Genomic DNA, 22534 nt, shown 5'->3' on the forward strand with positions numbered 1-22534 from the left:
GTCTTGCGGTTGAGTTCTAACGGGTTATGTTTTGCAGGGATAATTCCTGCATTTCGCGTCTAGCATCGTTGAGCAAGGGAAGCTCGTGGGCATGCTGCCGCATGCGCAGAACTTCCGTGTAGTGTTCGCTTGCAAGGTCATGTTTGTTCATCGCTCGATATACGCGAGCTAGTTGAAGATGTGCATCGACAAGATCGGGTGGAAATCCGCCCTGCAAGGTTTCCCCTTTGTTGTGGAGAACCTGTTCCCACTCGCGGGCAGCAAGCTCCCATCGCGATTGCGCCTGGTAGGCGCTGGCCAGGCCGGCGTGAGAAAAAGCCTGCGGATACTCTTGCAGCGCCGACGTGAAAGACCTCTCAGCTTCAAGAGGCATATCGGCGGCAAGCGAGATTTCTGCCTCGAGGTTGTGAAGGCAGCTCAGGTTCCAGGCGCTGGGAACGGACGTGCGGGAGCGATCCAGGCGGCGAAGAATCTGTCGCGCTTGATCGATCCTGCCCGCTCGCACGTACAGAATGCCGGCATTCAGCAGGTCAAAGGTCTGCAATCCGTTCCCCGGTTCCTGGAGGATCAGTCCGGCCTGAGCGATTGCCCCGCCGACATTGCCCTGACTCAGATGAATGCGGCCGAGTAGATACCGCCGAATAGTTTGCAGCCCGCCACTCCGCGGGGGCGCCGCTTGGATTTGTTTGGCCAACATGGCTTTGGCCGAATCCAATTTTCCCTCATAGAGATCCGCCACCACCAGATTGAGTTCCTGGAGTTCGCGGTCTGTCTCCGTCGCCCGGCCGATTCGTTGAAACTCATGCCGTGCGGTGGAAACTTCGTCCTCGGCGAGGTAGGCCAATCCCAGTCCCCAGTGCATTTGGGGCGGATCGATCCCGCGTTTCTGCGCTTCGCGAGCGGCGGCAATTGCGGCCTGGTTCTGGTTGCTATGTGCCAGATAGAACACCAGGCTCCGGAAGGCGGGTGCGGAGTTGGCGTTGAGTCTGAGGACTTCGCGCAGTTCGAGGATCGCCTTATCGATTTGGCCGGTGTCGTAGTAGGCAGCGGCGAGTTCGCGATGCGCCTCCTCATCATCGGGGTAGAGGCTGACGAGGATGCTCAGCGACTGGGCTTCGTCTTCGTATCGTTCCTGAAGGCCGTAATATCCAGCTTCGATCCTGTGCTGCTCCCGCTCCATCAGACCTTGGCGCAACTGGTAAGCGCGCTCGAGTTCCGTGACCGCTTTCTCGTTCTTGCCAACCGCTGCCGAGTAGAACTGCCCCAGCCGCAAATGTGCCATGGCAAAATCCGGATCCAATTCCAAGGCACCTCTTAGCAAGCCTTCAATTTGTTCGTCCCTGCCTTGATCCTGAGCATCCTGGGCGCGCGAGTAAAGTTGCAGAGCCGCAAGTGAAGGCGTGGTGACTCGCGCCAGGGGGCGGCTGTTTTTCTGGATGTGGTCCAGGGATTCTCCAAGATCCTTCCGTATTTTTTTCGCCAGACTGTCTGCTCTGTCGAAAAACTGGTCTTCGCGTTCGAACCGCTCGAGTTCTGCAAATAGAAATGTGCCTTGTACTGGATCCATGGCTCGCACCGTGATCTGGAACACCTGTCCTCTCCGTTCGGTGCTTCCGGTGAGCAACACCTGCAAATTCTCGCGCTGGCAGATTTCGCGGCCCAACCCTTCATCGATCCGCGGACTGCCATCTTTCTTCATGCGCTGCAGGACCTCGTATATCCGCGTTCGTGAAAAGACGTTGACGTAGCGGGATTGCTGGAGTGCGATGGTCAATCCCTCGCGCACGCCCTTGTCGGGAATGGCTCCATTGCCCGAAGTATCGAAATCCGAAATCAGCATCCACCCTCGTTCGGCAAGTGGAGGCGTCGAAGGCGGACTCGGGTAAATCACGATGGCTACACCGACCATCAGAATGATGGCCGCCGCCAGCCAACGTTTCCTCTTGCCCGGTTGCGGCAGCGGTGTTGGCGTCTCGACTTCCCTGGAGAAGTCGCCTGACTGTATCCGGTGAAGATCGCCAAGTAGTTCGCGAGCATTGGCATGGCGGTGGGCCGGCGCCTTTGCCAGCGCCTTCATGATGACGCCCGCCAGCGGCTCCGGCACCAGGGGATTGAACACGCGAATTGCCGTGGGAGTTTCGTGCAGGATGCGTTCGCTCGTAGTTACGAAATTGCCTGTGAAGAATGGTTGCTGCAGCGTCAGCATCTCGTACAACACAACGCCGAGCGAGAAAACATCAGTGCGCACGTCCGGCATCTCTTCCAGCAACACTTCCGGCGCCATGTACCCGGAGGTCCCTGCTAAGGATCGGCAGGACTCGAACGTGGAACTTCGATCAGAACGCGGCAGGTGCTTCGCCAGCCCGAAGTCCAGGATCTTCACTTGCCCTTCGGGAGTCAGCATGATGTTCTCAGGCTTGATGTCGCAGTGCACAATGCCGTGGTCGTGTGCCGCGACGACGGCGGCCACGCATTGAGTTGCGATCGGGAAGAATTGCTCCAGTGTCAGAGGCTGCCGGAGCCGGCGCCGCAGAGTCTCTCCCTCGACGTACTCCATGACGAGGAAGAGTTCGCCTTGTTCTTCCAGGACGTCGAAAATGGCCGCGATGTGTTCTGAGGCAAGAGTGGAAGCGTGCTGTGCCTCGCGAAGAATTCGACTTCTGAATACCGGATCACTCCCTAACCGGTGAGCGACACGCTTCAAGGCAACTGGACGATTCAGTTTGGTGTCTTCCGCGTGGTAGACCTCACCCATACCACCGACACCAAGCTTGGAACGGATGACATACCGGCCCACCTTGCTGCCGGTGAGGTCCTCGGGGAGAGGAAACGGTATCGGCGCTCTGCGATCGGTGCTCATAGTGCCGCACCCGCATCAATGAACCCTGTGGAGCCGTCCCCGGTGATTCCGGCAAATCAAATATGGCCACGATTCAGGCCAGTACACGACGTGCGGATGATTTCCTGACTTGTCAGTCAGCCGGCGGAACAACGGACTTCTTCTCGCGAAGGATGCTCGCGGGGGCAGGAGGAGAAACACTTCCGCCGTCCGGCCAGCACAGGTATAAGACTGACCCTGCGGACACTGCTAAGCAGTGACCTTCATCACATTAGCTTGTGCGGAGAAACGCAGAGTGCCGATCCAGGAACTACAACGAGTCGCCACGACAATCACCCGGCAGTCAGACGCATCAGAAGCTGAACATCGCTTGCAGTTCCACGCGGCGGTTCGACGGTCCACCGGAGAATGGTCCACCCGCGAGGCCGTTCGATTTTCCAAAGAGTGGGGAACTCAGGTTCCCGTTCGGGGTCGACAGGTTGACGCGGTTGAGTAGATTGCGCGCATTGATGCTGAACGTCAGACTGTAACGCCGGTTACTCGTCACACCGAAGCCGGGCCCGCCTCGTCCGCCGCCGCCCCCGCCGCGTGGCGGCCCGCCGCCGCCCCCGAATGGCCCCATGCTCGGCCCGCCTTGCGCTCCTGCCGCGCCTTTCTTCTCCGGCCCGAATCCAAATGTCTTCGATAAGCGCATGTTGAGCGTGAAGCGGTCCGGCCCAGTCAGCGAGTTAATCGGAATCGGAACGTACGATTCGCCCGGAACTGCGTAGTGGCAGGGGTTAGTCGGCGACAGGCAATCGCCCGAGATGCCCGTCGCGAGCGCGGGCCGCTCGTTGAAGATCGAGTCATTATTCAAATCCTTGCCGATCGTAACGGTGTACGGTGAGCCGGAGTTGAAAATCATGAAGGGGCTGATACGGAATCCATAGGGCATCCCCACCGACCCTCCGAGAAACAGCCGATGGCGCGTATCGAATGAGGCGCGCCCGTAATCGAGGCCAATGTCGTACGGATTCGAGGAAAAACTGGACACCCCTCCAGCATCGCTATTGGCGTAGCTCAGTGAATAGAACCCAAATAGATTCAGCTTTGTGCCCGCGCGAATATTGAAGTTGGTAATCAGTTGGTTCTGCTTGAAGAGTCCTTCGGAAACATACTGATAAATGTTCCCCGCCAAAGGGTCAGGCCGTGGCCCGTTGGAATACGGCGTTCCCGGCGTCGGCGCATTCGCGTTCACCGAAAGAAATTGGTGGACTCCCCGCGCATTGAGATAGGAGACGGCAATGTTGGCGTTCTTGGTCAGTTGCCGCTCCACGCTCACAGCGCTCTGCAGGATGTACGGCGAATGCAATCGCGAATTGATCTGGTAGATAGTTGGGACCGTCTGTGATGCCGGTAGATCACTCGGCGCGGGTACAGTCGGGAAAAAACTGATCGGCGCCTGGGTATCACTCACGACGTACTCCTGCTGGATCACGCCGTTCTGACGGTCGGCGTTGAGAACCTCCCCTTGGGGAAAGCGATCGTAGAAGATTCCGTAGCCTGCGCGGAGCACGGTCTTGGCGGCATTCTTGCCGCCACCACCGATGCCCCATGCGATCGCCACGCGCGGTGCCCAGTCCGCATGGTCATGAATCGCATTCTGCGTCTCAAAACGCAATCCGTAACTGAGCGTGAGGTTAGGACGAAGTTTCCATTCGTCCTGGATATAGAGGCCCGCGTCCGCGACAGTCACAGGGATGGTCGGCACAGCGCCGGTGGGCGAGGCCTGCAGTGAAAACAGAGTCGCTCCCGGCGCCTGGGTCGCGCCGGCTGCCAGGGCTTGCAATGCTGTCTGATAGGAATAGGTGCATGGGTTGGGCTGGCAATCTTCAACCGTAAGCGCCGGGAAACTGAAAGAACCGTTATACCCCGCACCCGAAGTATCTTCCTCGTGCACGATTCGCAGCCGTCCGCCAAATTTTATGAAGTGATTGCCCTGGGCGACGGAAGTGTAATTTTGAAATTCATAATGACTCGTGATGTCCTTCTGTAATCCGTCACTGTTCCCGCCGCCATTAAATGCGCCAATCACCTCGATCGATGGCGCAAAGCTCAACGGATTTTGCCGCTCGTTTTCCCGCATGTATTGAAATCGGGTTTCGTTCACGGCCTTCGTCCCGAGAACCTGGGTGTCGCTGACCTGGAGGGTGTGTTCGCTGGAAGCAGAATTGTACCCCGCCTCAGGCAGCGTGAATCCGCCTACTCCGGCGTTGTCTTGCGCTTCTCGAACATACTGGTAGCGCGCCGTCAGCGTATTGTTCTTGCTCACCTGATAGTCGAAGCGCGGGCTGAGATTCGTGCGCGTACGCGGGTTGGGAATATTCTCCGCCAACGTAAACGGCTGCAGATTTGCATCCAGCGCCGGCGTGTTTACGATCGCCACTTCATTGATATTGCGTCTCTGAAAATCAAAAAAGACCGAGGCTTTCTTGCCGAGTGGTCCGCCGAAGTTCCCGTTGTAGGTGGTCGTGTAGTAAGAAGGTTTTTCCTTCACAAACGGATTGCGGGCGTTGAACGCCGAACTATTGCCCTCGACGAAAAATTGCCCGTGATATTTGTCGGTACCGGGCTTGGTGAAAACTTCGATTCGGCCATATCCCAGCCGGTCGTATTCCGACGAAAAAGGATTCTGGTTGACCCGGATTTCACGAATCGACGATTTGGGTGGAAGTTGCCCACCGGTAAATCCATCGATATAGATCTGACCGCCGTTGGGTCCGGCGGAAGGTCCGGCCAATGCCTGCAAGTCCTGCGAAAGTTCGTCAGGATCGTCCGACAGCGCATCCAGATCCGCTCCCTTGAGTACGATGGAACTCGCGTTGTTCGACGGACTAACCTCAACCTGCGAACTGTTCTCTTGGACGTCGATCTTCTCTTGTTGCACCTGGATGTCGAGAGGAATATCGAATTGCTGCGCCGCCCCAGCGGTGATCACAAAGCTGAGTTGCGTGAACGGTGCGAATCCACGGGCGTTTGCGGTGAGGGTATAGGTGCCCGGGGGCAATGAAGAAATTTCGTAGACTCCGCCCGTTCCGCTCTTCGCGGAGTACACCTGCCCGTTCGAACCTGTCGCAGTCACCGCAGCATTCGTGACGACAGCTCCCGAGGGGTCCGTGACTTTGCCGCGGATCGCTCCAGTCGGACTCTGTGCCCAAACCGGAACCGCGACCACCACTAGAATTGCCAGCCAGATCAATGAGAAACGATGCTTCACCGAACACCCAATTTCTTTCTTATGAATTCTTTAGTTGCATAAAAGTTTACGGAGTCGAGTCGCCCATTCCTCCCCCGTTACCCAACGACCACGGAGAGAGCGTAAAAGAGTTTTTATTGGGGGACGCCGTGAGAATCGGCTCGACTCCTGCCAGAACCGTGATCGCAGTGACGGCGCCGGCATCACCGCCCTGCGTGGCCACGATCATGACCGCATCGCCTTTTTGCAGATCAATCAATTTCGCGTTGGGCAATCGCCCCAGAAAACGCTGCAGGTCGGGAGTACCGTTGCCGTTCGCAGCATTGCCGCCAGACCAGCCGGAGTTTTGCCCAGTGCCGCCGGTCGCTGTTCCCGGAGGTGGCCCCGAACGCTGTTGTCCGGTAGCGGCGCCAGCACCACCCTCTGCTCCCGGAACTCCCTTCAATCGCATTGCGATTCGTTGCGCCATCTCGGCAGGTAATTTTTTGATTTGCGAGTCGGCAGTTACTTTCACCGACACGGATGCTTTTCCCATGGCATCTTGCACCGTGATGGAACTTGACGCGGAGTCAATCGCCGTGACCGTGCCGGCGACATTTCGAAAGCTGCCAAAGACAATGTCTTCCGCTGTCAGTTCGCTTCCGTCGGCGTTAGATGTGCCACGTGCGCGGAGCTGGTCGCCCGCTTTGATCTGATCAATCGATGCAGAGCGCGCGTCGTCGAATTTCACGGAGTCCGGAGCATAGCGGCGGGTTTTCGTCTTCGGAGTCGAGTGAATTGCGATGTCGCGTTTTCCCGCCAAACCGGCGGACGAGATCGTAATCGTGCCAGCCGTTGCATCGACCGCCGAAACCATGCCGCCCACTCCGCGCTTCTGCCAGTCCTCGCGATCATGCTCTTTCCTGGCAGAAACATCCGACTGCTTCATGACGATGACGGCCAACGCGGCCAGCGACTTGCCGTCCGCTGAAGCCTGCCCCCGCACCAGCACCCGGTCCCCCGGTTGAAGATCCTGTGCCTGCAGTGGAGTGGCATTTTTCAAGTCTGTCTCTCCGGGCGGGACACGCAGAATTTTTGTGGTGGCGGTGAGATTCGCGATTACTTCACTGCCGGAATCGGGCGTGAGCACGAGTGAATCTCCTTGCGTGCTCTTGATCGTGCCGACCGCCCTCGTGACTTTCACATCTTGAATCTGCGGACTTGGGCTCTGCGCAACCGCGCGATACGACAGAGCAGACAACGCGAATGCAACACAAATGCTCACCGTCCAAGCGCGAGAGAACGAGAACTCCATAGCTTCACTGTAGCATCGCGAAGTCCGCCATTTATCAGCCTTTACGAACTTTTACTCACTTGGAATTGGCCGCATTCGCGGACCCCGCGAAAAGCGGCAGTCCAATTTCCTGCCGGCCGCTCATCCTACGGTGTCCTACCGTACATACCCTTCCGGCCTTTGCCCTTCCGCTCCAGACCCGCGAAGATAGTAATGGAGGCATCCATGGGCCGCTGGTGGTTCGTTTCCTTCCTGCTTGCGTTGAGCGTGATCACAACCTCTTGCGGCACAACATCTTCCGCCGGCGGCAATGGCGGAGGAGGAGGTGGTGGTGGTGGTGGCGGAGGCGGCAACAGCGCCTGTAGCCAGATGAGCGCCGGAATTGGCGGCAGCCTCAACGGGTTCATGCCGTTCCCGTCGAGCAGCTTGTGGAATCAGGACATCTCCGCCGCGTCCGTGGATTCGAATTCGACGGCCCTCATCAATTTTATCGGCGGGAACACCGCCGTCCATCCCGACTTCGGCGCCGGACTCTACGCGGGAGGCAAGATCGGTATCCCGTATGTCGTCGTGAATTCCAGCCAGAGTCCCGTGACCGTAAACCTGCTGGCCTATGCCGACGAGAGCGATCCGGGCCCGATGCCGATTCCCGCCAACGCGCCGATTGAAGGCGATCCCAACCCGAGCGGCGACCGGCACGTGCTCGTGCTCGACAACAGTCAGTGCTGGCTCTACGAATTGTTCAACGCGAGCGCAGCCGGTGGTGGCGCGTGGAACGCCGATTCCACTGCCGCATGGGATCTACTGTCCGACGAGCAGCGTCCCTACACGTGGACGTCTGCCGATGCTGCCGGGCTCCCCATCTTTCCTGGATTGGTTCGCTATGACGAAGTTGCGGGCGGCTCGATCAAGCATGCCATCCGCTTCACATTGCAGCGAAGCCGGGCTGCGTTCACCCCACCCGCTTCTCACTGGGCCGCGAATTCGAGTGATCCGAACGCAGCGCCCATGGGCATGAGAATGCGTTTGAAATCAACCTTTGATGTTTCGGGATTCTCGCAGAAAAATCAGGTCATCCTGGCCGCGATGAAGAAATACGGCATGATCATGGCCGATAACGGCAGTTCGATGTACATCAGCGGAGCGCCCGACGATCGCTGGGACAACAACGATCTGCACAATCTAGGAACGCTGAAAGCTTCCGATTTCGAAGTCGTGCAGATGAGCCCGGTGTATACGCAATCGAATGTGCCGACGGGAAACGCTCCCGCGATTGCGAGTTTCACAGCCACGCCCGCCACGGCGTCATCCGGCCAGACGGTAACGCTCAGTTGGAGCGTCAGTGGCTCGTCGTATTTGATCATTTCGCCAAACGTTGGAGCCGTTCGCGGTACCAGCGTTCCCGTGAAGCCCACGCAAACGACAACCTACACTCTCTACGCGACCGGCCCGTTCGGACGCTCGCAGAAGACTGTCACCGTAACCGTGCAGTGAGTGCCAAGACAAAATGATCCGTAGAGACGCGGCTTGCCGCGTCTCCGGAGGCGGGTGAATATAACGCGTCAAAGCCCCGCACGCCGCAACACTCCCGTAACTTTTCCTCTCCCCTCTCGAATGCTGCAATGAACGAGCAATCGACGGAATGATCCCATGAACCTGAAAGCTGTGCTGGTCCTGGCAGGCATGTTCGCGGCGCTGTGGATCCTCAAGCGCATTCCGACGACCTTGCTGATGTCGCGCGCGACTCGCCAGAAACTGGCGGAAGTGGGAACCCACGTCCTCAGCAAATTGCCGGAATTTGTCAGCCTGGTGCGGGCTGAGGATCCGCAGTGGTCACACGAGCAACTGATTCGCCAGCAAGCCGAGCCCCTCATCGCACGCGGCTTTCAAGATCTCGGCGTCTATCGCGTCGACAAGATACCCAACGTTCTCATTCGCGTTTTGTGCCAGCCGCAAACAAGTGTGGCTGCGCATATTCACGACCACGCCCAGCGCGGCGTGTGGACCGAGATGGTCACGCGTTACAACGACGGCAGCACGCACTCCATCAGCACGTTGCCACCGACCGGACTGAATCGCCCGGATTGGTTCCGCGTGATGCAAGCCTCCAAGGGAACCCCGACCAACCAGATCTACCAGCGCTACCTGACGGAACGGCGGCAACAGGGAATCAAGCCAGTGGCGCCGAGCGATGTCGTCCGGGAGTTTGAAGAAGTCTTCCATCGACTCGCAGCCTGGCGCAAGGAAGCCGGCATCTCCGCGCAGGAAGTTGCCAACGTTGCCGAGAAGCGCATTTACAAATCCAAGGGAAACACGGCAGGCGCGTAACGAACTTCTTCTCTGGCCGCAGCGCGAACCCATCTCCCCGCTGTACAATCACCGTTACGCCAGTAACTTCGTAGTTATACCTGCTGTCCATTATTGTTTACTTGGATAGCATTTTTCTCCCCCGTGCATCCCTGCGCGGATCCTGACCGTCTGTAAGCGAATGCTTGTGACCGAGAACGGACAACCAGAGCCCGCGTACCAGGAACTTCTGAGCCGGCCGATTCGTGAACTTGGCCTTAAGCTCGAAGGTTCGCCCGTGGAGCGCTTTGTCGAGCAGCTCTACCGCGAACTCGATGCCCGCGGTCTGACGAAATTCCGGCCCGCCTGCTATCTGACTGACGAGTGGGGATGTCCGTCCGGCGAGCCCGTGATCGGCATTCCGTTTTACCTGGCGCACGCTGGCCTGGCGGAACTCGAAAAAGAAACGCACGACCTGGAAGACGCGCGAGAAATCATGATGTATCTGCGCCACGAAGCCGGACACGCTTTTACCTACGCCTACCGCCTGCACAAGGCGCCGGAGTGGAAGAAGCTTTTTGGACCGTTCCGGCGGCCGTATCGCGACAACTACCAGCCTGCGCCATTTTCCCGCGACTATGTCCGCCACTTGCCGGGCTGGTACGCGCAAAAACATCCGGACGAAGATTTTGCCGAAACGTTTGCTGTGTGGCTCACGCCGCGTTCCAACTGGCGCAAGCGCTATCGCGGATGGAATGCAATCGAGAAGCTGCGTTATCTCGACCGTTTAGTCCGCAAGGTCGGACGTAGCGATCCTCCGCGCCGTCGCGGACAAACCGATATCACGGTCGACGAAATGGAAACCACGGTTGGCGAGTTCTATCATCAGTCCGCACGCGAAGAAGTTGCGGTAACCGAACTCGCGCCGGACACGGATTTGCGCGACATCTTTCGCGTTTCGAAGCGGCGCAGGACGGCGCGGCCGGCACAGGACTTTCTGCGCAAGCATCGCAAGTCGATCATCGACAAAGTGGCGCAGTGGACCGGAGCACAACGTCCATTGATCAAAACACTGCTGGCGACCATCGAAGAACGCGCCGCCAAACTCGATCTAAGGGCTGACCGTGATCGCGAGTCCGAACACCTCGCCGAAGTGACCGCGTACACGACGGCTCTGGTCATGACATATGTAACGAAAGGAAAGTTTATTCAGCCGTAGAAAGACAGGTGTCAGGTCTTAGGTGTCAGGTGTCAGGAATGCCGAATGTTCATCGGATCCTGAATGTCGCCGGCTCTTGAAACCTGAGACCTGACACCTAACACCTGAGACCTGATTTTTATGATCAACGCCAAACTCAAAGTCGCATTGCTGTATGACGTCTGGAACGAGGATCCCGTTGCCGCGGCGGCCAAGGAAGATGAACCGCCTGCTCGCAAGACTCGTCACAAGAAGACGAAGAAGAAACGCAAGGAAATGACCGACCGCGAAGAGATCTTCGAGGCTCTCGCAAAACTCGGCCACGAGCCGTCGTATTTCGAACTGGATGGGCGTCCCCAGTCTCTGCATTCGCTCTCGCGTTGCGATGCCGACTTGATCTTCAACCTGACTGAATCGTTCGATGGTGACGACACCAAGGAAATGAACGTGGTCGCCTACGTCGATCTGCTGGGCATCCCCTACACTGGCGCGGGGCCGCACGCGATCTTCCTCGCGCAGGATAAAGCCGTCGCGAAGAAGATCTTCGCGTTCCACAACATTAAGACCCCATTCTTCGCCACCGCCTACCGTGGGCACATTGAGCACGCGCACGATATTTCCTTTCCCCTGATCATCAAACCCGCGCTCGAAGACGGCTCGATTGGCATCGACGTCGGCTCCCTCGTGACCAACATCAAAGAGATGATGGAGCGCATTCAATACATTCAGGATGAATTCGATTCTCCCGCGCTGATCGAGGAGTACATCGAAGGCCGCGAGATCTACGCCGGAATTCTGGGCAGTTATGAGAGCGCGCAGGTGCTGCCTTTGGTAGAACTCGACCTCTCGCGCCTGCCCGAAGGCACGCCGAAGATTGCAACCTACGATGTGAAGTTCGAAAAAAATACCGAAGTGTACAAACTGACCAAATCTGCACTCGCCGAAGATCTGGACGAAGCGACTACGAAGCGTTTGTCTGATACCGCGCTGGCCGCGTATCGTGCTCTGAAGTTGCGCGACTATGGCCGCATCGATATGCGCCTGGCGCCGAATGGCGACGTCTACGTGATCGAAGCGAATCCGAATCCATGGCTGGCCAGCCGCCAGGAATTCGCCATGGCCGCCCGGGCTGCCGGACGCTCATACACAGAGTTGATTGGAGAGATCTGCGAACTGGCGATGGCGCGGTATCCGAAAGCCGGATTTGCTAACGGCGCGGGTGGCTAGCGAACGTTAGGGGCTAACCTGCGTGCTCGCCTTGTTGAGTCGTAGTTGGTGCGATGGCTGTTAACAACATTCACATTGCGGCACAATAATGGTGCGCGACCTTTTCTGCGGGAGACGTTCCATGCCGATGTCCCGAATACTTGCAGTCACACTCCTTCTTGTTCCGTTCCTCATTAGCCAGCAGGCCCAAAAGGCCACTTCTTCAGACTGCGACAAGACGGCCCAAACCGAAAGCGACCTGACCGTATGCGCCAGCCATGCCTACAAAGGGGCTGATGATGAATTAAACCGGATATATCAGAGCCTTCTTAAGAACGCCGCAAATGATCCAGTTGCTCTGGACAAGATCAGAGCCGCCCAAAATGCATGGGTTGTCTTTCGCGACGCACAACTTGCTGCGCTATATCCAGCCGAGGACAAGCAGAGAGAGTACGGAACAGTTTTCCCGATGTGTGCGAATCTGGCATTAGCGGACCTGACAAGGCAGCGAATAGATACGCTGAAACACATGCTCAATCGTGTTGAGGGCGATGTCTGCGCCGGAGGGTCCAAAGTAGATCAGCAGACATCATCTGATGAAGAGCATACGGAATGGATATCAAACGTGATGCGTTCGATTCAGACCATCAAAGTCGGGATGAATCGTTCAGATTTGCTGAAGATGTTTACCACGGAGGGAGGGTTGGAGTTTAAGGATGTAACCACTTCACGAAGAACCTACGTCCACCGAAAATGTCGGTACATCAAAGTTGATGTAAAGCTGGCAATCGCCAATCCCAATGACGACCTGCCCACTGACAAAATCACAGAAATATCGCGTCCCTATCTTGATTGGACAGTGGCGGACTAGAACTAGCTATTGATGAATCGCCCTTTTACAGAAAATCGGCGGAGTGCGTCTGAGTAGTGGTGCTCCTACCTGGCGGCGCCCTTCGCAGCCGGCGTCAGCTTTTCGAAGATTTCTTCCGCCCGCTGAATCGCTTCCTGCACGTTGTCGCAGATATTCTCCCGCCCAATCAACTCCGCAAATTCTGATTGTTGGATCAACTCCAATGGCTGTTCCCGCGCCCCGCAAAGAATCAGTTCCCGTCCGCTGTTCTTGAGAGTCTGGGCTACTTCTTCCAGGGCGAATAGTCCGGTTGCATCGAGTGCGTTCATGTTGCGCAAGCGCAGCACCACTACCGGCGGAAGCTTGTGAAGATTTTCCGTGACGACTGCAATCTTGTCGGTCGCGCCGAACAGGAATGGCCCGTGAATACGGAAGATCGTCGCATAGTAGGGAATGTCCTTGTCCTGCAAGATATGAACGCGGCCGTCTTCAATGTAGTCGTCCGTGACCTGCGAGACCGTGGTCGTCGCGGCCACCCGGCTGATAAACAGTAGCGCGGCCAGAATCATTCCCGCTTGTACAGCGACGGTTAAATCGGCAAACACGGTCAAGGCCAGCGTCACCAGCCACACGCTGATGTCAGTTTTCGTCAACTTCAGCAAGGACGGAATCTCGCGCCACTCGCCCATGTTGTAAGCGACAACCATCAGGATTCCAGCCAGCACCGCCATTGGAACGAAACTCACGACTGGCGCCGCAAACAGAAGAATGAGCAACAGCGTCAGTGCGTGGATGATGCCCGCTACCGGTGACTGCGCACCTGCGCGAATGTTGGTGGCCGTACGCGCGATGGCGCCCGTAGCCGGCAGCCCGCCGAATATCGGTGAGATGACATTGGCAAATCCCTGTGCGACCAGTTCCACGTTGGGATTGTGGCGATCATTGCTCATGCGGTCCGAAACCACCGCCGACATCAGCGACTCGATGGCACCCAGCATCGCCACGGTCAATGCCGGGCCAATCAAACCATGGATCAGCTCTGGACGAAATACAGGAATTTCCAGATGCGGCAGGCCGCTGGGAATGCCTCCGAAGCGCGTTCCAATGGTTTCAACCGGCAAGTGGAAAATGCGGACAACCGCAGTACCGATGGCCATCGCCACAATCGCGCCCGGGATGCGATTCGAGATTCCGCGGCAGATCGCAATCACCAACACCGTGCCCACTGCCAGCGCGGCTGCTTCATAGGAAAGTGTCGGGAAACTTTGCCCGAGCGCCTTGATGCGCAGCCAGAATTCGCCCGGAACTTTGTCCAGATGCAGGCCCAAAAAATCTTTGACTTGCGTGCTGGCAATCAGAATCGCAATACCGTTCGTGAATCCGATCACAATCGGACGGGGAATAAACTTCACCGCCGTCCCCATTCCCGTTAGGCCCATGATGATGAGCATCACACCCGCCATCATGGTGCAGAGAAAGAGGCCATCGATTCCATGCGCGGCGATGATGCCGGCAATCACCACTACAAAGGCGCCGGTCGGCCCGCCAATCTGGGTCTTAGAACCGCCGAGAAGGGAAATGAGGAAGCCAGTGACGATCGCGCAATAGATTCCGGCTTGCGGTGTCAGTCCGGAAGCAATGGCGAACGCCATCGCCAACGGCAATGCCACTAATCCAACCGTGACACCGGCGACCAGGTCGCGCAGGAATTTGTTCAGGCTGTAGTCGCGCAGGCAGACTACGGATTTAGGGAGCCACGCTTCAGATAGGAAAGAACCTGCCATCACATCATCATTATCGCAGTGCGCGGGAGTGCGCGGCAAAGAACGGAGGGGTTGGAACCATCGGAGAACACAATGGCGCGAGAAAAAGCCGCCCGGTCCCGCGGCGGCTCTTTCACTACGGCTCTCTCACTACTAACTTTTACGCGGGCGAGGGCGCCCGCGCCACACTTGCCTAGAACCGGTTCCAAAGGTACTGGTTGTAGACGTCGTGGTGATACTGCACCTCGGGCGCCTTCACAAACGATCCCAGCAATCTCGGGCAACGGTCGGCAGAAGCCTGTTTCAGGTCGGAATAGCGGCCCTTCACATCTTTGCCCATCAGTTTGTCGGTCCAGTCGGCTTTCTGGAAATTGGAGATCGCTGTGTAGATGTTGTCCGGCAGATACCGCTCAGCCTGCCGCAGGTTCTTGATTTTCGACGTCTCGCCTTCCAATCCAGTCCGGAAGACCGAGAGCATCACCAGGTACGGATTCGCGTCCGGCGCCACGGAGCGCACTTCCACGCGCATGCTCTTCTCGTTGCCGATCGGAATACGAATCATCGAGCCACGGTCCACAGCCGAAGCCTTGATCTGATTGGGCGCTTCAAAATGTGGATCGAGCCGGCGGTACGAATTCACGCTCGGATTCAGCAACAGGCAGATGTCATTGCCATGCGTCAGAATGCGATCGACGAATTCCCATCCCATCTTGCTCAGTTTTTCTTCGCCTTTGGCGTCCCAGAACAGGTTCTTGCCATTCTTGCTGATCGACACATTGGTATGCATACCGCTGCCGTTCACGCCCACGACCGGCTTGGGCAGGAAGCACGCCGTGAGTCCCATATTGCGCGCCACCTGGCGGCAGATCAGCTTGTAGAGCTGGATCTGATCGGCGGCGACCAGCACTTCGGCATAGCTGTAATTGATTTCAAACTGTGACGGCGCAACTTCCGGATGATCCTTCTCATTTTGGAATCCCATCGCGCGCTGCACTTCGGCAGTCGTGTCGATGAACGTGCGCAGCGGATCGCCGGGCAGCGAGTGATAGTAGCCGCCGGTATTTACATATTCGAACTTGAGCGTTTCGTGGAACGTGCGCTCCGCATCAGCTGTCTTGAACAGGAAGCCTTCAATTTCATTGGCGGCGTTCAACGTGTAGCCATGCTTCTTGTGCATGCCGGCAGCAAAGCTCTTCAACACGCTGCGGATGTCCGCGGAATAGGGCTCGCCGCCCTTGTCGATCACTTCGCCGAAGACCAGCACCTTGCCCGGCCCAAACACGTCCGCCGGAGCCCAGTAGAATGCGCTCCAATCGATAGCCAGGCGCAAGTCGCTCTCGCGCTGCGCGGTGAAGCCACGAATCGACGATCCGTCAAAAGTTAAGTTGTCGTAGCTCTTGAGGAGAAACTTCTTGTCGTAGTCCAGCATGTGCAGCCGGCCTTCGAGATCGCTGAAAAGCACGGTCAACGCCTTGATGCGCTTTTCGTCGGTCAGGTACTTGAGCCGGTCTTCCTGGACTTTGTGCGCTGCCACGCGGTCGAGGCGCTGTTTCTTCGCCTTCAGGTTCATCTCTTCCAGTTCGTCGTACGGGATCGACAGAAAATTCCGCAATTCGCTTGACATGCGTCTCCTTGAAGTTGGGCTGAGCCCGTCTTATGAGTTTCTATGGCTGGGTAACAACGGACTAGGCTATCGTGTCGCGGCCCAGCGCACAAATAAAAATGCCTTATGCCTTCGATTAGCCGGATTTATCCGGGATGCGTTCCAGCCTGGCTTGGGCGGGACAACGCAGGCATCATCCGCCGTGAAATAATCGTCGGGTGAGCTGCTCTGTCTGTAATGTCCGAAAAGAAAAGCGCTTTTGTCCCGCGCTCCATGAACGCATCTGCGCCCAGTGTTGCGGGGAGCAACGCGAAGTCACCATCGATTGTCCCAGCGACTGCCCATACTTGCAGCAAGCCCGTGAGCACGAAAAGCCCCGCGATCCCAACGAACTGGATCAGGCAGCCCTATTCCCAGATGTCGAGGTCGGCGAGCAGTTTCTGTATGAACGCGAGCATCTGCTGATCGGACTCAGTTTTGCGCTGGCAAAAACTGCGCGCGCCAATCGCGCGCTGGCCGATCGCGATCTGATTTCATCCCTGACATCGCTCGCCCGCAGCTACCACACGCGCGTGAACTCCAACCTGATCATCGAAGACCGCACCGCCAACCTCGCGCACCAGGCGGTCGCATCGGAAATCGAACAGATGGTCAAAGAGTTCCGCGACACCGAACAGAAGCACACCGGCTTTGCCCGCCTGCGTGATTCCGACGTTTTGAAAACTTTCGTGTTCCTTTTGCGGATGGGCGTTTCGCGAACGTCGGGCCGGCCAAAATCGCGGGCGTTTGTGGACTTTCTGTTCGCCCAGTTTCCGGAGAGTCCCGCGGGAATCACAGCTCCGGAAGAAGCAGGCAGCCGGATTATCGTCCCGTGACGATGGTCTTGATTGTCGCGCCCGACTAGGTTCCAGATTCCAGTCGCCGCACAACTTGTCCTGCGGGCAATTCCGCAAGAAGTTCGCGTGCAGATTTCTTGAGCGTTGGATGAATCACATCCGGAGCAATTTCAGCCAAGGGCTCCAAAACAAAGCGCCGTTTCTGCATCGAGGGATGTGGAATTTTCAGTCCGCGCTCTTCGACGACTTCATCGCCATACAAAAGGATGTCGATATCGATGGGGCGCGGACCCTTGTCACGCAGCCGGATTCGTCCCATTTCCTGCTCGATGGCCAGCGCCTGATCGAGTAAATCCCGTGCAGTCAAGCGAGTCTCCAGCGCAACAACACAGTTGAGAAACCAAGGCTGGGCGCGGAGTTCCACGGGTTCCGTCTCATAGAAACCGGAGGCGGCCTGCAGGGTTCCAACCCCTTTTAATCGCTCGATCGCGGCCCGGAGACTAGCACTTCGGTCGCCCACATTAGAGCCGCATGAGAGATAGACGAGTTTGGCCACGGTTACCTGGATCGCAAAAGGTTCATTCTACGGGATTGGTAGGCGCAGTACCTTGGTGACTTTCGCGGGGCGCCAACCCTCGTTAAGATCGAAGGTGTATGACCCTCGAATCGTTACTGATCAGCCAGGACGCCTCTCTGCTCGGAGTCCTGCGTCCGACTCTGGAGAAGTTAGCTGTCAGTGTCGAGGTGTGCTCCGGTTCAAAGACCGGTGGCGAGTTGCTGCAAAAGCGCAAGTTTGACGCGGTGATTGTCGACTGCGACGACATGCCCGGCGGCGTCGATCTACTCACGTCGTTGCGCACGACGCAAAGTAATGCCACCTCAGTCGCGTTCGCGGTACTGAATGGCAACACCACGACCCAGCAGGCGTTTCAGATCGGCGCCAACTTCGTACTGCAAAAACCGTTGACTCCGCTCAATGCCACTCGCTGCTTCAACGCCGCATTGAACTTCATGGTGCGCGAACGCCGCCGCTATTTCCGCCATCCTGTGGAAATGCAAGTTCAGATCAGCCTGCCGGATAGCCCAATTCTCGCCGCTAAGACCACAAACCTCAGTGAGGGCGGAATGGCAATTCAGCTCAAAGGCAAATTACCCAAGGGGATTCTCGCCGGGCTTCGCTTTACTCTTCCAGGGACGGACTCCATGCTCGAACTAAAAGGCAACACTGCGTGGGCGGATGGTTCTGGCAATGCCGGAATGAGATTTGTCGAAGTGCCGCAGAGCGCGCAATTTCAATTGGAGCATTGGCTCGCCGATCGCCTGCAGGATGAATTGCCCGTCCAGTTGCAAGAACATCTCAAAGAGTAGTCGCCGCGTTTTTCCGTTCCCGTCAATATCATGTGTCTCGCAGCCACGAATCCAGTTTGAAACTTTTCGTGCCCTTGCTCCTGTGTCAATCTGGGAGGAGTTCTCCAAAGGGGATTTCCATGATCACGATTGACGAAAAGATCGCGAAAACCGAAAGGTTGCTACGCCGCCTCGAAGCGGACAAGCCGTACCTGAGAGCGCGTTTGTCGGCTCTTGGAGCGGAGCATCGCAAGAGTGCGAGTTCCTTTGCGGAACGTGTGCGCGTCGAAGCCGAAGCGGAACTGCGCCGCTTGGAAGCGCAACGCGCTACACCCTACGACTGGACCGCGCCTCAGCCTGCTGACTAGGATTACTAAATGCTCAGACTGGCCGCCGCGCCGATTGCGGGCGCGGAAGAACTTTCGTCGAGAGAAGTCTCTTCCCAGTAGGATTTATCGCGCAGCAGCCGTGAAACCAGCGCGGTATGCATGGCGTGCCCGGCGCGATCCGCAACCACCGAGCCGAGAATCTGTTTCCCAATCAGGGCCAGATCTCCGATCAGATCCAGCACCTTGTGGCGCACGAATTCGTCTGCGAATCGCAGGGGAGGATTGAGCACCGCATCGCGGCTCAGCACGATCGCATTCTCCGTCGACGCACCGCGAATCAGCCCCTGCTGACGGAGTGCATCGGCTTCATGCATAAAGCCAAACGTACGCGCCGGAGCAATCTCGCGCAGGTAACTTCCATTTGTCAGTTGCACGCAGAACGTCTGTTGGCCGATTTTCGGATGCGGAAAATTGATCGAATACGAGACCGAATAGGTCTCCGCGGGATAGACCGCGATGAACTTGTCGCCTTCGCGCAATTCCACTTCGCGCACAATCCGTAGATAGGTTCGAGTCTTCCGCTGCTTGCGGATCCCGGCGTTCTGAATCATCTCGACAAAGGGCTGCGCGCTGCCATCGAGGATGGGCAGTTCAAGATTGTCCAATTCCACGATCGCGTTATCGATACCCACGCCGATGAATGCCGACAACAAATGCTCGGTGGTCGAGATCAGGACGCCCTTCTTCATCAAGCTGGTCGCATAGCTTACGCGGGCCACGTTGCGGCCGCTGGCCTCGATCTCGAAGCCGTCCAGGTCGGTGCGATGGAATACGATCCCAGTGCCAGCAGGCGCGGGCAGAATGCGCAGCGTAACCGGAGCACCGCTATGGAGACCAACCCCTGAACATGTTACGGGAGCACGAATTGTCTGCTCGTGCGTCAAAGTGAGGAAGACTAAGTGTTTTACTACTCATGAGTTTACCGCTCAGGGTGGATTTCATCACGTGGCAAAAAAGCCACAGTCCGTGGCTAATTCAAGGCGAAAATATCTAAACTATTCAGGATAAAGGCAGATATTTACCGGTACGCTCCGGGGTTCAATCCCGAAAGTACCGTGAATAAGCCGAAATCCAAGGCAATTACTTCTTTTTGACCGGCGCTTTGTACGGATCGTAATCGACCTTGGCCTCGAACAACTCCTCCGGCAACTGCACGTTGTATTTGACGGTATTGATGAAGCGCTGGTGCGACATCTCGCCGTTGAACGTCCGCGTAAACGAGTGCGGCGTCATGATCCCCTGCATCATCCGGTAGTTGTCGTAAACCTCTTCTTCGACGTTCCTCTGCTTATCTTCGGGATCGCGCCAGGTGAAACTGGTTTTCAGCGGCAGATGGGTATTCTGATCGAGGTAGACGGTCACCGCATCATTCGCGCCGTTAAGCACGGTGACTTGATCGGTAGGCTTGCCATCCACAATCGCCAGACCGTCATAGAAGTACTGCATTCCCGGATCGTTGATCCATTTGCGGAGCACTTGTTCGAGCGAATGGCTTCGACGACGCAGATAAGGATCGAGGTCCTCTTTCTCCTGGGCCGCGGTTCCCTTGTTCGTGATTTCGTATCCCTTGTTGCCATTGTGGACGATGGCGATGTCGTCCTTGCCCTTTTTCTTGCTCACCACAATCACGTCGACCGAGCCAAACAGAGGAAGGGGGATGAACACGTTGCCGCGTCCGTAAACCTCCAGCCGATCCTTATCTGGATAGCGGTAGAACATGCGGTATTGCACGCCGATGCCTCCGCCGCTGGAGCCGTGGTGCAAGTGGTACCAACGCCCCTCTTCCGCCCGGTTTTCGTAGGTGAGATAGGCTTGGCCCCCGAGCGCCTTGATGGTCTCATCGAGCAAGGCGCGTCCCTTGCGCGCGCTTTCGACGTCATTCGGATTAGCCGCCGCTGGTTGCGACGAGCCCGAGGGCGGCGCTGCCGGTGCTGGCGGAGACGACGCGACCTGGCCATATCCCAGCGCGGAAGCAAACAGCATCAAGAAGACAAAACGATTCATCCATCGACCTCGGGAATTCTCAAATTCCTAGTGGCTTTGAAAGGGCAGGGCTTCAGCCGTGCCGCATAACGCCGCTAGAAACCGGCTCAAGCCGCTGAGGGAAATCTTTCAAACCTGAACGTTATCAGAGACTCTCTAGTTTAGAAGCCTGCCGGACGATTTTAGCTGTCCCGGCCAGTGCTATCATTCTTCGCATTCCCCAAACTTCGGAGGCGCACGATGAAGACCCTATTCCAAAAAGAGGCGCTGGACGAGGTGCTATCCCGCGTTGACCGGTTGCAACCTGCATCCCTGCGCCAGTGGGGAAAGATGGACGTCGCCCAGATGATGGCGCATTGCTCCGCGGCCCTCGACTTGGCCTCCGGCCGCATCAATCCGCCCCGCATTTTCATCGGGAGACTGCTTGGCGCCCTGGTCAAACCGATCTATACCAATGACAAACCGTTCTCGAAAAACAACCCCACTGACAAGAAACTCGTGGTCTCCGACCAGCGCGACTTTGCACGCGAGCAGGAACAACTGAAGCTCAAACTTCGCCAGTTTTCGGAAGGCGGAGAGTCGCAGTGCACCCGCCATCCGCATCCATTTTTCGGAGACCTCACTCCCGAAGCGTGGAGCCGTGGCATGTACAAACATCTGGACCACCACCTGCGGCAATTCGGGGCATGAAGAGGGAAGCGCGTCAGCGATACCTCTGCTAACGCCCAGAAAGCGCGAAGTTCACGATGACCTGCGTGTCCACGGCGACCGGCTGGCCATCCAGCAAGTAAGGTCTATATTTCCATTGCCTTACCGCTTCAAGGGCTGCCGGAGCTAGTAGCGGGTCACCAGAGACCAGATGGACTTCCCTCATGTCTCCGTTCTTGTCGATTTCCGCCTGCAACACTACCTGCCCTTGAATACCCGCGTTGCGAGCCACTTCCGGATACTGGGGCTGAACTTTGTAGATCAGCAACCCAGTGGAAACTCCCTGGGTGACGCGCACACGTAGCGGAGGTCCACCGCTAGTCGACGGAGTCCCCGGAGTCGAACTGATCATACCGCCGACGATACCCGTGGAAGGGTCGTTCGCCTTGTTCACACAATTGGAGTTGGTTTGATCTTCGCGAAACGAAATGTGCTCCATCGATTTCGCGGCTTCGTCCAGGTCTTCTTTCGACCCTGCCATCGCTGTTTCCCCGATGTAGAAACCTCTGAACTTCGTGTAAATGAAAGCTGTGAACAGAGGTCGTTCATTCATTACCTGCTTGGAGTCCGCGCGAACGAATTGCTTCCCCGCATATTCGACAGTGTTGGCATCTCGAAGAAGTTCGCCGTGCTTGGAATCATCCTTGATAAGCGTTCGGACGTGATTGGAAACAAACTCCTGTGGTGTTACTGGCGCTCCTTTGGCGTCTTCGACGTTGAGGAAGATCCTGTCGGCGAAGGATCCTGGCTTGGGCCGGTCCAGCATCAGCAACACCAGCCCGCCATCGTGAAAGCGAATGGCCTTTCCTTCAGGAGCGACCCCGAGCGTTTTGACTTGCCAGCCTTCAGGGATGGGGAAAGAAAATCCAAAACAGTCGTTGCTATAAACATGGTTGGCGATACTGCCATCTTCATACGCCAACTTGTTCGCGGGAGCGTCACTCGACTGCTGCGCCAACAAAAATGCCTGCGCCACAAGAACGCAAACAACGAGGCCAATCCAACGCCGTTTCATAAG

At 57.0% G+C, this 22534-nt stretch carries 18 protein-coding genes; 9 read left to right on the forward strand and 9 right to left on the reverse strand.

The window, feature by feature from the left end:
* Positions 1 to 16 precede the first annotated feature (16 nt).
* The 3 genes from HY010_14725 to HY010_14735 form a co-directional block, all read right to left on the reverse strand.
* Positions 17 to 2860, reverse strand: coding sequence for a protein kinase (locus tag HY010_14725; GenBank protein ID MBI3476983.1), 2844 nt, complete (start codon positions 2858 to 2860; stop codon positions 17 to 19).
* Positions 2861 to 3191: 331 nt separating this feature from the next.
* Positions 3192 to 6095: a carboxypeptidase regulatory-like domain-containing protein gene (locus HY010_14730; protein ID MBI3476984.1), complete on the reverse strand. Its 2904-nt coding sequence runs from the start codon at positions 6093 to 6095 to the stop codon at positions 3192 to 3194.
* 46 nt (positions 6096 to 6141) lie between these two features.
* Complete coding sequence (locus HY010_14735) at positions 6142 to 7257, reverse strand: hypothetical protein (protein ID MBI3476985.1); 1116 nt, start codon at positions 7255 to 7257, stop codon at positions 6142 to 6144.
* Between the two features lie 315 nt (positions 7258 to 7572).
* Between HY010_14735 and HY010_14740 the strand changes: the two genes are divergently transcribed.
* The 5 genes from HY010_14740 (at position 7573) to HY010_14760 (ending at position 12908) form a co-directional block, all read left to right on the forward strand.
* Complete coding sequence (locus HY010_14740) at positions 7573 to 8841, forward strand: hypothetical protein (GenBank protein MBI3476986.1); 1269 nt, start codon at positions 7573 to 7575, stop codon at positions 8839 to 8841.
* Between the two features lie 156 nt (positions 8842 to 8997).
* On the forward strand, positions 8998 to 9675 hold the full coding sequence (locus HY010_14745) for a hypothetical protein (GenBank protein ID MBI3476987.1): 678 nt from the start codon (positions 8998 to 9000) through the stop codon (positions 9673 to 9675).
* 160 nt (positions 9676 to 9835) lie between these two features.
* Positions 9836 to 10852: a putative zinc-binding metallopeptidase gene (locus HY010_14750; protein ID MBI3476988.1), complete on the forward strand. Its 1017-nt coding sequence runs from the start codon at positions 9836 to 9838 to the stop codon at positions 10850 to 10852.
* Between the two features lie 120 nt (positions 10853 to 10972).
* The gene (locus HY010_14755; GenBank protein ID MBI3476989.1) at positions 10973 to 12058 is read left to right on the forward strand and encodes a D-alanine--D-alanine ligase; all 1086 of its coding nucleotides are present in this window, start codon (positions 10973 to 10975) and stop codon (positions 12056 to 12058) included.
* 121 nt (positions 12059 to 12179) lie between these two features.
* The gene (locus HY010_14760) at positions 12180 to 12908 is read left to right on the forward strand and encodes a DUF1311 domain-containing protein (protein MBI3476990.1); all 729 of its coding nucleotides are present in this window, start codon (positions 12180 to 12182) and stop codon (positions 12906 to 12908) included.
* Positions 12909 to 12973: 65 nt separating this feature from the next.
* Here HY010_14760 and HY010_14765 read toward each other — a convergent pair whose 3' ends face one another.
* Complete coding sequence (locus HY010_14765; GenBank protein ID MBI3476991.1) at positions 12974 to 14671, reverse strand: STAS domain-containing protein; 1698 nt, start codon at positions 14669 to 14671, stop codon at positions 12974 to 12976.
* Between the two features lie 172 nt (positions 14672 to 14843).
* A complete protein-coding gene (locus tag HY010_14770; GenBank protein ID MBI3476992.1) occupies positions 14844 to 16274 on the reverse strand; it encodes a glutamine synthetase in 1431 nt (476 codons plus the stop codon).
* 326 nt (positions 16275 to 16600) lie between these two features.
* On the opposite strand from HY010_14770, the gene HY010_14775 reads away from it, so the two are divergent.
* A complete protein-coding gene (locus HY010_14775; GenBank protein MBI3476993.1) occupies positions 16601 to 17128 on the forward strand; it encodes a hypothetical protein in 528 nt (175 codons plus the stop codon).
* Between the two features lie 25 nt (positions 17129 to 17153).
* On the opposite strand, the gene folK is transcribed toward HY010_14775, so the two are convergent.
* On the reverse strand, positions 17154 to 17645 hold the full coding sequence (gene folK, locus HY010_14780; GenBank protein MBI3476994.1) for a 2-amino-4-hydroxy-6-hydroxymethyldihydropteridine diphosphokinase: 492 nt from the start codon (positions 17643 to 17645) through the stop codon (positions 17154 to 17156).
* A 98-nt stretch (positions 17646 to 17743) separates the two neighbouring features.
* Between folK and HY010_14785 the strand changes: the two genes are divergently transcribed.
* The gene (locus HY010_14785) at positions 17744 to 18457 is read left to right on the forward strand and encodes a PilZ domain-containing protein (GenBank protein ID MBI3476995.1); all 714 of its coding nucleotides are present in this window, start codon (positions 17744 to 17746) and stop codon (positions 18455 to 18457) included.
* Positions 18458 to 18576: 119 nt separating this feature from the next.
* On the forward strand, positions 18577 to 18804 hold the full coding sequence (locus HY010_14790; GenBank protein ID MBI3476996.1) for a hypothetical protein: 228 nt from the start codon (positions 18577 to 18579) through the stop codon (positions 18802 to 18804).
* Positions 18805 to 18809: 5 nt separating this feature from the next.
* On the opposite strand, the gene HY010_14795 is transcribed toward HY010_14790, so the two are convergent.
* A complete protein-coding gene (locus tag HY010_14795) occupies positions 18810 to 19709 on the reverse strand; it encodes a UDP-3-O-acyl-N-acetylglucosamine deacetylase (GenBank protein MBI3476997.1) in 900 nt (299 codons plus the stop codon).
* 196 nt (positions 19710 to 19905) lie between these two features.
* A complete protein-coding gene (locus HY010_14800; protein MBI3476998.1) occupies positions 19906 to 20829 on the reverse strand; it encodes a hypothetical protein in 924 nt (307 codons plus the stop codon).
* A 219-nt stretch (positions 20830 to 21048) separates the two neighbouring features.
* Between HY010_14800 and HY010_14805 the strand changes: the two genes are divergently transcribed.
* Positions 21049 to 21498 carry a DUF1569 domain-containing protein gene (locus tag HY010_14805; GenBank protein ID MBI3476999.1) on the forward strand — a complete coding sequence of 150 codons (450 nt, stop codon included), beginning with the start codon at positions 21049 to 21051 and terminating at the stop codon, positions 21496 to 21498.
* A 28-nt stretch (positions 21499 to 21526) separates the two neighbouring features.
* On the opposite strand, the gene HY010_14810 is transcribed toward HY010_14805, so the two are convergent.
* A complete protein-coding gene (locus HY010_14810) occupies positions 21527 to 22531 on the reverse strand; it encodes an energy transducer TonB (GenBank protein ID MBI3477000.1) in 1005 nt (334 codons plus the stop codon).
* Positions 22532 to 22534 lie beyond the last annotated feature (3 nt).

This window comes from Acidobacteriota bacterium (genome assembly GCA_016196065.1).
Classification (GTDB): domain Bacteria; phylum Acidobacteriota; class Terriglobia; order Terriglobales; family Acidobacteriaceae; genus Acidiflorens.